This window comes from Ruminococcus flavefaciens, assembly GCF_900143025.1.
GTDB lineage: Bacteria > Bacillota > Clostridia > Oscillospirales > Ruminococcaceae > Ruminococcus > Ruminococcus flavefaciens_I.
Window position 1 is genome coordinate 391,536 of sequence record NZ_FRCT01000001.1, and the last position, 13,489, is coordinate 405,024.

The 13,489-nt window shown below is 46.7% G+C and carries 13 protein-coding genes; all 13 read left to right on the forward strand.

Annotation, left to right across the window (positions count from 1 at the left end):
* The first annotated feature begins 32 nt into the window (after positions 1–32).
* Complete coding sequence (ruvB, locus tag BUB28_RS01835; RefSeq protein ID WP_072948245.1) at positions 33–1,073, forward strand: Holliday junction branch migration DNA helicase RuvB; 1,041 nt, start codon at positions 33–35, stop codon at positions 1,071–1,073.
* Positions 1,074–1,109: 36 nt separating this feature from the next.
* Entirely contained in the window at positions 1,110–1,640 is a 531-nt protein-coding gene (locus BUB28_RS01840) for a hypothetical protein (protein WP_072948109.1), read from the forward strand.
* A gap of 71 nt (positions 1,641–1,711) precedes the next feature.
* Positions 1,712–3,070, forward strand: coding sequence for a phosphoglucosamine mutase (gene glmM, locus BUB28_RS01845; RefSeq protein WP_072948111.1), 1,359 nt, complete (start codon positions 1,712–1,714; stop codon positions 3,068–3,070).
* 30 nt (positions 3,071–3,100) lie between these two features.
* Entirely contained in the window at positions 3,101–3,964 is an 864-nt protein-coding gene (locus tag BUB28_RS01850) for a class I SAM-dependent methyltransferase (protein ID WP_072948113.1), read from the forward strand.
* Between the two features lie 171 nt (positions 3,965–4,135).
* Positions 4,136–4,333, forward strand: a complete 198-nt coding sequence (locus tag BUB28_RS01855) for a DUF6440 family protein (protein WP_072948114.1) — start codon at positions 4,136–4,138, stop codon at positions 4,331–4,333.
* A 9-nt stretch (positions 4,334–4,342) separates the two neighbouring features.
* The gene (locus BUB28_RS01860) at positions 4,343–5,101 is read left to right on the forward strand and encodes a hypothetical protein (RefSeq protein ID WP_072948116.1); all 759 of its coding nucleotides are present in this window, start codon (positions 4,343–4,345) and stop codon (positions 5,099–5,101) included.
* Positions 5,102–5,116: 15 nt separating this feature from the next.
* Complete coding sequence (locus BUB28_RS01865) at positions 5,117–5,968, forward strand: energy-coupling factor transporter ATPase (RefSeq protein ID WP_072948117.1); 852 nt, start codon at positions 5,117–5,119, stop codon at positions 5,966–5,968.
* Positions 5,969–6,007: 39 nt separating this feature from the next.
* Positions 6,008–6,877, forward strand: coding sequence for an energy-coupling factor transporter ATPase (locus BUB28_RS01870; RefSeq protein ID WP_072948119.1), 870 nt, complete (start codon positions 6,008–6,010; stop codon positions 6,875–6,877).
* Complete coding sequence (locus BUB28_RS01875) at positions 6,871–7,674, forward strand: energy-coupling factor transporter transmembrane component T family protein (RefSeq protein ID WP_072948121.1); 804 nt, start codon at positions 6,871–6,873, stop codon at positions 7,672–7,674. Before BUB28_RS01870 ends, BUB28_RS01875 begins: the two co-directional genes overlap by 7 nt.
* 23 nt (positions 7,675–7,697) lie before the next feature.
* Positions 7,698–10,574: a YfhO family protein gene (locus BUB28_RS01880; RefSeq protein WP_072948123.1), complete on the forward strand. Its 2,877-nt coding sequence runs from the start codon at positions 7,698–7,700 to the stop codon at positions 10,572–10,574.
* Positions 10,567–11,328, forward strand: a complete 762-nt coding sequence (gene truA / locus BUB28_RS01885) for a tRNA pseudouridine(38-40) synthase TruA (protein WP_072948125.1) — start codon at positions 10,567–10,569, stop codon at positions 11,326–11,328. Before BUB28_RS01880 ends, truA begins: the two co-directional genes overlap by 8 nt.
* 33 nt (positions 11,329–11,361) lie before the next feature.
* Positions 11,362–12,525 carry a DUF5711 family protein gene (locus BUB28_RS01890; protein WP_242939908.1) on the forward strand — a complete coding sequence of 388 codons (1,164 nt, stop codon included), beginning with the start codon at positions 11,362–11,364 and terminating at the stop codon, positions 12,523–12,525.
* Between the two features lie 67 nt (positions 12,526–12,592).
* Positions 12,593–13,489 (forward strand): hypothetical protein, encoded by an 897-nt coding sequence (locus tag BUB28_RS01895; protein WP_072948128.1) that lies wholly within the window; start codon positions 12,593–12,595, stop codon positions 13,487–13,489.

Sequence of the window (13,489 nt, forward strand, 5' to 3'; positions counted from 1 at the left end):
TCAGAGGTGTTTTTTTGATACAGACAGAGGATATGGAGTTCGCTCCCAGAATAATCACTCCCGAAAATACTATGGAGGACAGCGATGCTGAGATAAGTCTGCGTCCGCAGACGCTCCACGAGTATATAGGACAGGACAAGGTGAAGGAAAACCTCGCCATATACATCGAAGCTGCAAAGCGCAGGAGCGAACCTCTCGACCATGTGCTGCTGTATGGACCTCCCGGATTGGGAAAGACCACACTTTCGTCTATTATCGCCCATGAGCTTGGTGTAAATCTCCGTGTTACCACGGGTCCTGCCATTGAAAAGCCCGGCGACCTTGTATCGCTGCTGACGAGTCTGTCAGACAACGATGTGCTTTTCATTGACGAGATACACCGCCTTTCACGCGCCGTAGAGGAGATACTTTACCCTGCTCTTGAGGACAGAGTTATAGATATAATTATTGGAAAAGGACCGTCTGCACGTTCTATACGCATGGACCTGAAACCCTTCACCCTTATCGGCGCAACAACGAGAGCAGGACAGCTTTCAGCTCCGCTTCGTGACCGATTTGGCGTAATACAGAGACTTGAGCTTTACACAAAGGAGCAGCTTACCGACATTGTAAGAAGAAGCTCCATGATACTTGGCATACCCTGTACAAGCGACGGAGCTGCCGAAATTGCGGGCAGAGCAAGAGGCACACCGCGTATCGCAAACCGTCTGCTGAAAAGAGTCCGTGATTTTGCCGATGTTATGGGCAACGGCGAGATAACTCAGGAGATAGCCTCCATAGCTCTCAGCAGGCTGGATATCGACGCTCTCGGACTTGACGGACTTGACAGGCGTATGCTTGAAATGATAATCAAGGGATACGGCGGCGGACCTGTTGGACTGGAAACACTTGCCTCGGCGATAAACGAGGAAAGCGTTACCCTGGAAGATATCTGCGAGCCGTTTCTCATGCAGCTTGGTTTTCTGGGAAGGACTCCGAGAGGAAGAGTTGCCACAAGGCTTGCCTACGAGCATCTTGGCATAGCTCCTCCCGAGCAGGCATCATCAGCAGACGACGGACAGATGACCTTTTGACATTTTTCCCGTTTAACGGGACTGGGGGAATGAAAAATGTTGATAAAAGGATCCAGCGAATACAACTTCAAGTACAATTCTGAAATTACCGAGCAGCCTCCCTTTGGTCAGATGATAAACGGACAGGGCGAGGGTGCTGTTTCAAAGCTGCGCTACGGTATATGCTTTATGAGCTTCAACGGCTGTGAGGTCATTGCTGTCCATAACGCTCTTGTATACCTTAAAAAGCCGCAGAAGATAAAGGACGTTGCCTACTATATGGAACGTTTCCGTGTGCTCATGGGATTTTTCGGCTGCAATGCCTTCAGTCTCGGAAAGGCGCTGAATTATTTCGATGCACAGTTCGAGAAGGTAAAATCTCCCGATGACGCACAGGCTTTTATCATCACGTTCTGGACTAAGGTACCGTTTTTATCCTCGATACATACCGTATTCTGTACAAGAGAGAAGGACGGACGCATACGCGTGTATAACAGGTACAACAGCTGTACCTATGCGCCTATCTGCGGCACTCTCGAGGAGATAATCGGCAAACGCCGACCTATCGCAGTATACAAGATAGTTTGAAGCTTATCTTTATCAGGCGACTTATCAACTCTCAACTCTCAACTCTAAACTTACATAAGGGAGACTATTCAATGGCTAAATTATTCGGAACTGACGGTTCGAGAGGTATTGCGGTGACCGACCTCACCTGCGAGCTTGCCATGCAGACGGGAAGAGCTGCTGCGCTTGTGCTTGCGAAAAAGGACGGGGCTAAAACTAAAATACTCATTGGCAAGGACACGAGAGTTTCTTCCGATGCCCTTGAAGCCGCGGTATGTGCAGGCATATGCTCCGTCGGGGCAGATGCAGAGCTGCTGGGAATAGTTCCTACGCCTGCGCTCTCCTACCTTATAGGTGTGCATGAGGCTGACGGCGGTATAATGATATCGGGAAGCCATAACAGTGCCGAATATAATGGCTTGAAGCTGTTTTCGGCAAAGGGTCTCAAGCTTATGGAAGAAGACGAGGACGAGATAGAGCGGCTGGTCTTTGCTCCGTCAGGTGAGATAAAGCTCAGCGAGCCCGAGAATGTAGGGCGTATACTCCACGGCGAAGATGCGGTGAGAGAATACATAGATCATATAAAAAGCGTAGTTACTACCGACCTAAGCGGTCTTAAAGTCGCACTTGACTGTGCAAACGGATGTGCGGCATATACAGCGGAAAGGCTTTTTTCCGAGCTTGGTGCCGAGGTGCTGGTCATAGCTGATAAGCCTAACGGCACTAATATAAACAAGGACTGCGGCAGCACCCATGTACATCATCTTATGGAGTATGTGGTGGAAAACGGCTGCGACTGCGGACTTGCCTTCGACGGCGATGCAGACCGCTGCATAGCTGTTGACGAGAATGGCTGTCTTATCGACGGCGACAGGCTTTTGGCAATATTTGCCGAAAAGTTGAAAAGCAGGGGACTCCTTGACAATGATACGGCAGTGGTCACTGCCATGAGCGGTCTCGGACTGAGAAAATATGCAGCTGCACATGATATTAAGCTTGTAAGCTCGGGTGCAGGCAAGAGATACGTACTTGAGCGTATGCTGGAGGGCGGATATAAGCTGGGCGGCGAGCCCAACGGTCATATCATCTTCCTTGACGAGGCAGGTACAGGCGACGGACAGCTCACAGGTGCGCGGCTGCTTGAAATACTTAAAAACGACAATGTGAAGCTCAGCGGACTTGCAGGAGATATGCCCGCATATCCGCAGGTAAAGCTGAATGTAAAGATACACCCTCATTACAAGGAGCTTTGGAAAAACGAAAAGAGCATAACCGAGCTTATCGAGAAATACGATAAGGAGCTCTGCGGCGAAGGCAGGATAATGGTGCGCGAAAGCGGAAAAGAGCCTATCGTGCGAATACTTATCGAGGGCTGCGATTTCGGACGCATAAACGATATGGCTGTGGATATTGCACAGCATATCAAGGAAAGCTGCGCATACAAGATCTGAGCGCAGACAATTCTATAAGGAGCATTTACTTTGAGAACTGCAAATAACTGGAAAGATTATAAGATATTGGATACATCAGGCGGAGAAAAGCTGGAAACATGGGGCAATGTGAGCCTTGTGCGCCCCGACCCGCAGATAATATGGAACACCGACCGCACCGATCCTCTATGGAAAAATGCGGACGGTCACTACCACCGCTCAAACCAGGGCGGCGGTAAATGGGAATTCCGCAAGAGACTTCCCGAAAGCTGGAATATCAGCTACGGCGACCTTACCTTCAATATACGCCCCACAGGCTTCAAGCATACGGGACTTTTCCCCGAGCAGGCTGTAAACTGGGACTATATGGCTGATAAGATACGCAATGCAGGCAGAGAGATAAATGTCCTCAACCTGTTCGCTTATACGGGTGGAGCTACCCTTGCCTGTGCAGCAGCAGGGGCTTCTGTATGCCATGTTGACGCTTCAAAGGGCATGGTACAGTGGGCAAGAGACAACGCCGCAGCTTCGGGGCTTACCGAAAAGCCTATACGCTGGATAGTGGACGACTGCGAGAAGTTCATAGCCCGTGAGATACGCCGCGGACGCAAGTACGATGCGGTAGTCATGGACCCTCCAAGCTATGGCAGAGGACCGGGAGGAGAGGTATGGAAGCTTGAAAACTGCGTTTACGACCTTGTGAAGCTCTGTTCGGGAGTTCTTTCCGATGATCCGCTGTTTTTCCTGATAAACAGCTATACCACAGGACTTTCTCCGTCTGTAATGGGCTATATACTGGGAACTGTTCTCACTGATAAATTCGGCGGCAAAGTGAGCTTTGACGAAATAGGACTTCCCGTAAAGTCCACGGGAATGACTCTCCCATGCGGCTCCACCGCTATCTGGGAGAAATAGCCTGTAGGGGAACGCCGTTACGGCGTTCCGAGTCATTAGCCCTTAGGAAGCGGCTTTGCCGCTTGTAGGTGGCGATGCCTACATCGCCCGTGCTTAACGAACAAATTACAAGTGCCTATATAGGGATAATAATGTTAGTCTGAAAAAGCTTTTATGATATAGGAGAATAAAATGGCAAAAGACGAAAGATTTGTAAGAATTTACTCACAGGGAAAAATTACTATTTCTGAAATATGGGTAGATGTAGTCACAGGTGTGAACTATGTTTACCATGCAGCAGGCTATTCAGGCGGACTTGCTCCGCTGCTTGACAAGGACGGCAAGCCTGTTATATCATCGCCTGCGGAGATAGAAGCATTTAAGAAATAAGGATAGAATATGAAAAAAACATTGATAGCACTTGCTGCTGCGGCAATGGCATTAACTGCTGTATCATGCGGCGAAAAGGAAAAAGGCACTTCTTCGGAGGGCGTTAACGCAGAAACAACTATCGAAGTATCGGCAGGCGAGCTGATGAAAGATATTTCGGAAAGAGCTGCTGTTGAAAAAGCAGATATGACTGCCAAGCCGACCGAAAAGTGCGATATTCCGGACGATTGGAAAGAATTGACAGTTGACGGTCTTAAAATACGTGTTCCTTCAGGTGTGGAGGAGCTTAATGCTGATCCGGGTATGAGGAGATTTGGCGATGAGACCAAAGGATTGTACTTGACAACTTCAGCTGCCGTAGAATACGATGGCGGAGTATTATTCAGCGCATTAAATCCCGACACAAGTGAAGAAAAGGTCCGACAGGCTTTTTCGGAACTCGGTATAGAGTATAACGGCACAAGGCTTTCATTTTTGAAGGCGGCACTTTCTATTACAAGTGCTGATAAGACTGATGAAAATGCGGAAGCATTTGAAACAGCGATCAAAGCAAAGGGCGGCGAATTCGACTTTGCTGATGAAGTATATGTATCAGAGTCTGACGGGCATCAGATATATATAATACTTGATAAAAAATTCTTTAAAAGTGATGTAGTTTCTTTGACGGTGTATTATTTTGTTGATGAAAAAACTGCATATACAGTTGGAATCAATGCAGGTACAATGGAAGAAGCTTTACAGATAGCGACTAATTTAAGTCTTGCTTAAAGAACAGGGATAAATATGGAAAATATAATCGAAATAAAAGGTCTCCATTTTGCCTACGAGTCCGATGACGAGGAAAAGAAGCCCGTCGAGGTACTCAAGGGCATAGACCTTGACATAAAAAAGGGCGAGTTCGTAGCGGTGCTTGGGCACAACGGCTGCGGTAAATCCACCCTTGCAAAGCATATTAACGCCATACTGCTCCCCACAGAGGGTACAGTAACGGTGGACGGCATCGACACAAAGGACGAGGAAAGGCTTTTTGACCTGCGCCAGTGCGCGGGCATGGTATTCCAGAATCCCGATAACCAGATAGTGTCCTCCATAGTCGAGGAGGACGTAGCCTTTGCACTGGAAAACTTGGGCGTACCCTATGAGGAAATGCGCAGACGAGTGGACGAGAGCTTAAAAGCTGTGGGTATGTACGATTACAGACTACATTCACCAAGCCAGCTTTCGGGCGGTCAGAAGCAGCGCGTAGCCATTGCAGGCGTTATCGCCATGCAGCCCAAGTGCATAATCCTCGATGAGCCTACAGCTATGCTGGACCCGCAGGGACGCAAGGAAGTACTTGCGACTATACACCGCATGAACCGCGAGCAGGGCATAACCATAGTCCTTATAACTCACTATATGAACGAGGCTGCGGACTGCGACCGCGTTGTGGTAATGGACAAGGGACTGGTAGTCCTTGACGATGTGCCCGAGAAGGTATTCTCACAGGTGGACAAGCTGAAAGCAATAGGACTCGATGTGCCGCAGGTAACAGAACTTGCGTGGGAATTACGAAAGGCAGGCTGCGATATATCTCCCGAGATAATCTCGGAGGAGGAATGTGTTGCGGCGATAGAAAAGCTTTTTGCAGAATGAGCAGCGCGGCTGCTTACAGGAAAGAAAAGGAGAATAGAATTGGCTATCCTTGAAACACAGGAGCTTACATACACCTACAGCGTGGGAACACCTTTTGAAAAGACCGCTGTAGACCATGTGAGCTTAAAAATAGAAGAGGGCGAAATGGTGGGCGTAATGGGTCACACAGGCTCGGGAAAATCCACGCTCATACAGCATTTCAACGGACTTCTCAGACCGACATCGGGAAAGGTGCTCCTTGACGGAAAAGACATATGGGCAGATAAGGATAAGATACGCGATGTACGCTTTAAGGTGGGACTTGTATTCCAGTACCCCGAATACCAGATATTCGAGGAGAACGTATTCAAGGACATCGCCTTTGGTCCTAAGAATATGGGACTTGACGAAGCCGAGATAAAACGCCGCGTATACGAAACAGCCAATGATATCGGTCTGTCTGAGGAGCTTCTTGAGCGTTCGCCCTTCGAGCTTTCGGGCGGTCAGAAACGCCGTGTTGCTATTGCAGGCGTAATGGCTATGGAGCCGAGAGTGCTTATACTCGATGAGCCCACCGCAGGTCTTGACCCTGCGGGCAGAGACAAGATACTGAGCCATATAAAAAGCTATCACGAGCGCACTAAGAATACCATACTCATAGTATCTCATAGTATGGAGGATATAGCTACCTTTGCCGACAAGATACTTGTAATGAGCAAGGCTAAGCTCTTCTGCTATGACGAGACAGTGAATGTATTCGCAAGAGCTGACGAGATAGCGCAGATAGGGCTTGATGTTCCCCAGATAACGAAGGTATTCGGAGAGCTACGACGCAGAGGTCTTGACTTCGGAAAAGAGGTCTATACCGTGGGATATGCCCGAGACCTGCTTCTGAAACAGCTTAAAGAACGGGGGAACGGTCCATGCTGAGAGATATAACCATAGGACAGTACTTCCCCGGTGACAGCATAATACACAAGCTTGACCCAAGATTTAAGATAGTTATAACGCTTCTATATATCATAATGCTGTTTTCAGGCGGAAATTACATCTGCCTTGCAGTAGGCGCGTTTTTCACCTTCGGAGCCATACTCCTTTCGCGGATACCGCTGAAAATGTTCTTCAAGAGCGTTAAGCCGCTTGTGATATTCCTTGTGATAACGGCTTTTCTGAATTTGTTCCTTATGACCACGGGCGATGTGCTGTGGGAATGGAAATTCCTGAAAATAACCGATAAAGGACTCGAAACCAGTATATTTATGATAGTAAGGATAGCTCTTCTCGTTATGGGAAGCTCTCTCCTGACATATACTACCTCGCCTATTACGCTTACAGACGCAATAGAGCGGCTGCTCTCGCCGCTGAGGAAGATAAAATTCCCTGTACATGAGCTTGCTATGATGATGTCTATAGCACTCAGATTTATCCCCACACTTATAGAAGAAACAGATAAGATAATGTCAGCACAAAAGGCAAGAGGTGCGGAAATAGATACAGGAAGCTTTACAACGAGAGCAAAGAACCTCATATCCATACTTGTTCCGCTGTTCATATCCGCATTCAGACGTGCGGACGAGCTTGCGACAGCTATGGAGTGCCGCTGTTATCACGGCGGTGAGGGAAGAACAAGATTGAGACAGCTCAAGTCTGCTCCGAGGGACTATATCGCCCTTGCAGTAACGATATTCTTCCTTGTACTGGTAATAGTACTTGGCAGATTATTCTGAGCGGAACACGAGAAAGGATAAAGATGGACAAAGAAGAAAGACGAGCCGCAAGGCACAGAAGGCTTGAGCGGTTCAGAAAAGGAAAATTTCACAGGATACTGTACGAAAAGGGAGTTCTTTACTTCCTGCTTTCGTTCCTTATCCCGTTTTCCATAATGCTCTATGCATTCGGCATATACGGAGTTCACCCCTTTGGTGACAGGCAGATACTTGTTGTAGACCTTTGGCATCAGTACTACCCGTTTTTCAGGGTAGTCCGCGAGAAGCTGGTCAGCGGCGGTTCCTTCCTGTATTCATGGGAAAACGGAATGGGTACAAATTTCCTGTCGCTTATTTCGTATTATGCGGCAAGTCCGCTGAACTGGCTGTCGGTACTCTTTGACGACGACCATGTGCGCGACGCGCTGACATTCATACTGTGTGCGAAAATAGGCTTTGCAGGAGCGTTTTTCAGCTCGTTCCTGCGGTACACATTCAAACGCAGGGACTTTTCGATATGTATGTTCTCGGTGATGTACGCCCTTTGCAGCTATACGCTGGGCTATTACTGGAACGTAATGTGGTTCGATACCGTTGCGCTGTTCCCGCTTGCTATGCTGGGAATAGTTGCACTGTGCCGCGAGGGAAAATGGAAGATATTCACCTTTGCACTGGCGCTTTCACTTATTGCAAACTACTATATAGGTTATTTTACCTGTATTTTCTCGGTATTCATGTTTGCAGCCGCAAGCATAATCGAGTGCAGGGGCATAAAGGACTGGTTCAGAAAGCTGTTCCTGATGATACGCTCCTCGGTGCTGGGCATAGGTCTTGGCGGCTTCATGCTGCTGCCCGCTTATTACGGACTGAAACTCACCTACAGCGTAAACAACAATATGCCAAAGGAGATAAGCTATTACGAGGATTGGAAGAAGATATTTGCAAATCTCCTCTCCTATAATGCTCCTACAAAGGTAGACGGACTCCCCAATTTTGCCTGCGGAATGTTGGCTGTACTGCTTTTCGGAGTGTTCATATTCTCATTCGGCATAAAGATACGCGAGAAGATAGCGGCGCTGACTATGCTTGCGATAATAGCTGTAAGCTGTAATATGAATATCCTCAATTACATCTGGCACGGTTTCCATTTCACAAATCAGATACCCTACAGATTTGCGTTCATATTCTGCTTCGTGCTTGCTACGGCTGCGTTCAGAGCCTATGACGTTATGCTGAGCCGCGGTATAAAGATCTACCAGATAGTGCTCATGGTGGCAGGACCTGCCGCTGTACTGGTGCTGAACAAGCTTTCCAAGGGCGTTGACTATAAGTTTGAGGGAGCTGTCAAGAGCTCGGCTATAATAACAGGTGCATTCTGGCTCATATTCATAGCGGCTAAGATATTCCCGTTCAAGACAAAGGAAAAGCGCAATCTGCTTATGACGCTTGCACTTTCTGCGGCGGTATTCAGCGAATTCATAAGCAATGCACAGATGGGCGTTTCTACAGTTGATACGACGGGATACAGTGATTATCCCGCAAACAAAACTGAGGTGCGCCGGCTTCTTGACTATGAGAAGAAGCACGATAAGAGCAAATTCTACCGCACAGAGCTGACATATACATACACTCTCAATGACAGCGCACTCTACGGCTACCGCGGATTGTCGCAGTTCTCATCGGCGGCTAATGTATCAGTCACGACTATGTGCAAACGCCTTGGACTTTATGCATCTGAGGCAGGAAACAGATTTTACTACAGGACATCTACTCCCGTTGTGAATTCACTTCTGGGAATAAAATATCTCATAAAGAAAAACGGCGAGCTCAATACCGAGGACTGGGCTTTTGAGCACAAGGCTTCCGAGGGCAATGCCAATCTCTATGAGAACAAATATCCGCTTTCGCTGGGCTTTATGGTCAGCGAGGATATCCTTACTATGGAGGATAACGGCGGAGCAAATCCCTTTGAGTATCAGAATGATCTCATAAGGCTTGCTACAGGCATTGATAAGAAGCTTTTCGAGGCTCAGCCTGTTGCACTTGCAGAGTATGACGGTCTTGAGGTGACCAAGAACGGCTATGGTAACTATACCTTCAAAAATGAAACAGATCAGCCTACAGCAAGCGCTACCTACAGTTATGACTGTATCGACGGCAGTCACCTTTACGGCTATGCCAACGGTACAGGCGGTACCTGTGACTCACTGGAGATAAAGTGCGATGATGCGCTTATCGACAGCGGAAAGCTCATAGAGAGCTATCCTATTGGTTTCCCCATGGGAAACGGTCAGGAGGGAAGTACTTCCACAATAAGGATAACCTCTTCCGAAAAGCATAAATCAGGCAATTTCAAGCTAATGGTATATGCTGTAAGCGAAGCGGTATACAATGATGTCTACGGTGCTCTTGCAGATGAGCAGCTTGAGATAAAGCATTTCACCGATACAAAGATACGCGGCAGGATCAATGCGGCAGAGGACGGAGTAATGTTCCTGTCAATACCTTATGAAAAGGGCTGGAGCGTATATGTGGACGGTGAAAAAGCCGAGACCTTCAAGGTGCTTCAGGCTATGACAGGAGTAAAGGTAGGCAAGGGCAGCCACGATATCAGTATTGAGTATACACCCGAGGGCTTTGTTCTCGGTGTTACGGCAACTGTTACAAGTCTTGCACTCATACTGCTTATAATGGTATGCGAAAGACGGCGCAGACTGCGCAGGCACAGACATATGATGTATTCCGCTGTATCGCAGAATACAGGCAATGAAGTGATACCTTCGCCTTATAACAATAAGGCTGAGATATACGATCAGGTCAGCGAGGCATTAAGATCTGAGGATTTTGGCAGGGTCGAGGATACCGAGGTAGTTCTCTACGACGGCAGCGATCCTGCAAAAAAGGAGGCGGACGATGCGTAACCTTAAAGTGACGATCGCTTACAGGGGGACAAAATATCACGGCTTTCAGCGGCAGAGCAACGCCATAACGGTTCAGGAGGTGCTTGAGAGCAAGCTCTCGAAGGTGCTTAACGAGCCCGTTACGGTGACAGGTTGTTCGCGTACCGATACGGGAGTTCATGCGAATATGTTCTGCTTCAATGTAAAGACCAACAGCAAAATAAACTGTCTTGGCTTTTGCAGAGGAGTGAACGGCGAGCTTCCCGATGATATTTCAGTGCTCAGCTGTGAGGACGCCGCGGAAAGCTTTCATGCAAGGTTCGACTGCAAGGGCAAGGAATATATATATAAGATCCATTGCAGCGAATCGAAAAATCCCTTTGCGGCTGATCTCATGCTTCATTACAGAAGAAAATTTGATATCGAAGCCGCCCGCAGAGCTGCACAGTATTTCGTAGGAACCCACGATTTTTCGTCGTTTTGTGCTGACTGCACAAATGTTTCCACCACGGTAAGGACAATTTATTCTTTCAAAATAGAAAATAGTGGAGATTCTGTGATAATGCTTGTAAAAGGCAACGGTTTTTTGTATAATATGATTAGGATAATGGCAGGGACATTGTTAGATGTCAGCGAAAAGCGGATATCTCCCGATGATATCCCCGCTATCCTCGCCGCAAAAGACCGCCTGAAGGCAGGCAGAACGGCTATGGCTCACGGACTGTATCTGAACCGTGTGTTCTACAGTGAGGAGGAGCTGCTGAAAGAGATATGAGAACAAGGACAAGGAGGTATCAGCGTGCCGAAAATGTATGACGCCGATGATATCGTCGATCTGAAAAATCGAAAACGGCGGCGTAAAAGGCTGAGGCGGTTTATTTTGATACTGCTTACAGCAGCCATAGTAACGGGGCTTTATTTTACCCGTGATATGTGGTATAATAAATTAAGGGGCATAGGAGAGCAGTACAGGACTATCGTAAACTCAGGCAAGCTTGCGGAAGGAAATTTCCCTATCGAGGTCAGCGGAGGCGCTGATTATCAGCTGGAATTAACAGACAGCAAGATGATACTGATAAGCGATACCTACACATATTTCTATGATACTGACGGCGCACTTCTTAAAAAGCGTCAGCATACATATACAAATACAGTGCTCCGCGCAGCCGGAGGACGCGCACTGCTCTATGAGAATGGAGGAAATGAGCTGAGTGTAGAGGACGAAGACGAAGTTTTCTATACCAAATCATTTGCCAAGCAACTTATCCTCTTTGCGAGAATAAGTGAACAGGGCTATACAGCTGTAGTTACCACATCTGATAATTTCAGCTGTGAGCTTGAAGTATATGACAAAAGGGGAAAGCGCATATACAAAAGACAGTGTATCGAAATGGTCAGCGACCTTAGCTTTATAAATAACAGTAAGGGTTGTATGCTGAGCTATATCTCGGCAGAAAACGGTCAGCTCGTTACAAATGTTCAGGAAATAAGCTTCACCGAGAAGGCAGAACGCTGGACTTCCCCGGGACTTAATTTGCTCGGACTTGAGATCTGCGGATTTGACAAGGGCGCTTTTGTGCTCGGAGATGATGCCTGCGGATATGTTGACAGCAAGGGTCAGATCAGCTCATACTATTCGTATGACGGCGACCGTGTTGCAGGTGCGAGTGAGGGAGGTAATTCGGCTGTGATCGTCAATAATGATGACAGAAGAAGGTACACCATGGCGTTATTCAAAGGCGGAAAAGCCGAAGCTCTTATAATTGATCTTGAAGAACCATCAATTGACGTTACAATTTATGAAGAACTTGCTTATGTAATGTGTCAGGGCAAGATATTAGCCTATGACTTTAACGGCGGACTTCGTTCGGTTGCTGACGTAAGTGATTCTTACACAGGTTTTGTACGAAGTGATGATCATATTTTCCTGAAAGGCTATAATAAAATAGATCGTATAGACTATGAAAGCTGATTTGTGATACACATTAATTCACATTCCGAAGGGAGGAAGCGCCGTAGAAGCACACGGTGCAAAAAATATGGGAGTACAATTCTGGTGGTTTTACGATGTTATCGTTGTAGCAGCGATACTCGTATGTGTGTTTATTACGATAAAGAAAGGGATAATGAAAGCAGCAGTCGCATTCGTTGGATATGCTCTTTCCATAGCGATAGCTTTTTCATTCAGTACATCAATAACAGATTCCATCTATTCAAAAACCGTAAGGGAAAGCAATATCAAGAAGATAAACCAGACCCTTTCAGAGGGCGATTTTCTTGATGACCTTATAAAGTATATTGAAAATCTCGGCTATAACGTAAGTGTTGACAGAAGACAGCTTGAAAGCATATGCTTTGAGGGCACTGAAATTGATACAAAGCTTTATAAGTACCTCAATAATATCAACGGCAGAAAAGTCGATGAGGAAAGTGCATTTTTAAGCAAGCTCCACGAGGGATATGCTTCTCTTGTAAATACACTGGTATCAAAGCAGCTCAGTCTTTATTCGGCAGAGTATGCAACAGAAAAGGTAAGAACAAATCCTAAGGAATTCGTTCATTTCCTGCCTCTTCTCCAGGATCCTGACAATACAAAGCCTGCTGCTCAGTTTATTGTTGATACTTACCTTGAAGCTCCTTATATAAGCCAGATAAAGCTTACAGTAATGATAGTTCTGCTTATATTCTTTGTTTTGATGACTATTTTTATCGAAACAGCAGCAGGCAGGAACAGCCATATGGAGCCAAGTTTCGTTGCTCATTCCATAAGCGGAATAATAGGCTTATTCAAGGGATTTGTAATAATAGTTATGGTCGCTGTTATGATAAGGCTTTACGTGGTTCTCGGAAGCAATAAGATGCTTTTCTTCAACCATGAGGCTATTGACAAGACATATATATTCAAATATTTCTATAACTTTATAAAAGATATGTGA

Excerpts from the sequence above, each read along its gene's own strand:
- ruvB (WP_072948245.1), top strand. The coding sequence starts at position 33 with ATGGAGTTCGCTCCCAGAATAATCACTCCCGAAAATACTATGGAGGAC.
- truA (WP_072948125.1), top strand. The coding sequence starts at position 10,567 with ATGCGTAACCTTAAAGTGACGATCGCTTACAGGGGGACAAAATATCAC.
- BUB28_RS01890 (WP_242939908.1), top strand. The coding sequence starts at position 11,362 with ATGTATGACGCCGATGATATCGTCGATCTGAAAAATCGAAAACGGCGG.
- BUB28_RS01895 (WP_072948128.1), top strand. The coding sequence starts at position 12,593 with ATGGGAGTACAATTCTGGTGGTTTTACGATGTTATCGTTGTAGCAGCG.
- BUB28_RS01875 (WP_072948121.1), top strand. The coding sequence starts at position 6,871 with ATGCTGAGAGATATAACCATAGGACAGTACTTCCCCGGTGACAGCATA.
- BUB28_RS01865 (WP_072948117.1), top strand. The coding sequence starts at position 5,117 with ATGGAAAATATAATCGAAATAAAAGGTCTCCATTTTGCCTACGAGTCC.
- BUB28_RS01880 (WP_072948123.1), top strand. The coding sequence starts at position 7,698 with ATGGACAAAGAAGAAAGACGAGCCGCAAGGCACAGAAGGCTTGAGCGG.
- glmM (WP_072948111.1), top strand. The coding sequence starts at position 1,712 with ATGGCTAAATTATTCGGAACTGACGGTTCGAGAGGTATTGCGGTGACC.
- BUB28_RS01860 (WP_072948116.1), top strand. The coding sequence starts at position 4,343 with ATGAAAAAAACATTGATAGCACTTGCTGCTGCGGCAATGGCATTAACT.
- BUB28_RS01855 (WP_072948114.1), top strand. The coding sequence starts at position 4,136 with ATGGCAAAAGACGAAAGATTTGTAAGAATTTACTCACAGGGAAAAATT.
- BUB28_RS01840 (WP_072948109.1), top strand. The coding sequence starts at position 1,110 with ATGTTGATAAAAGGATCCAGCGAATACAACTTCAAGTACAATTCTGAA.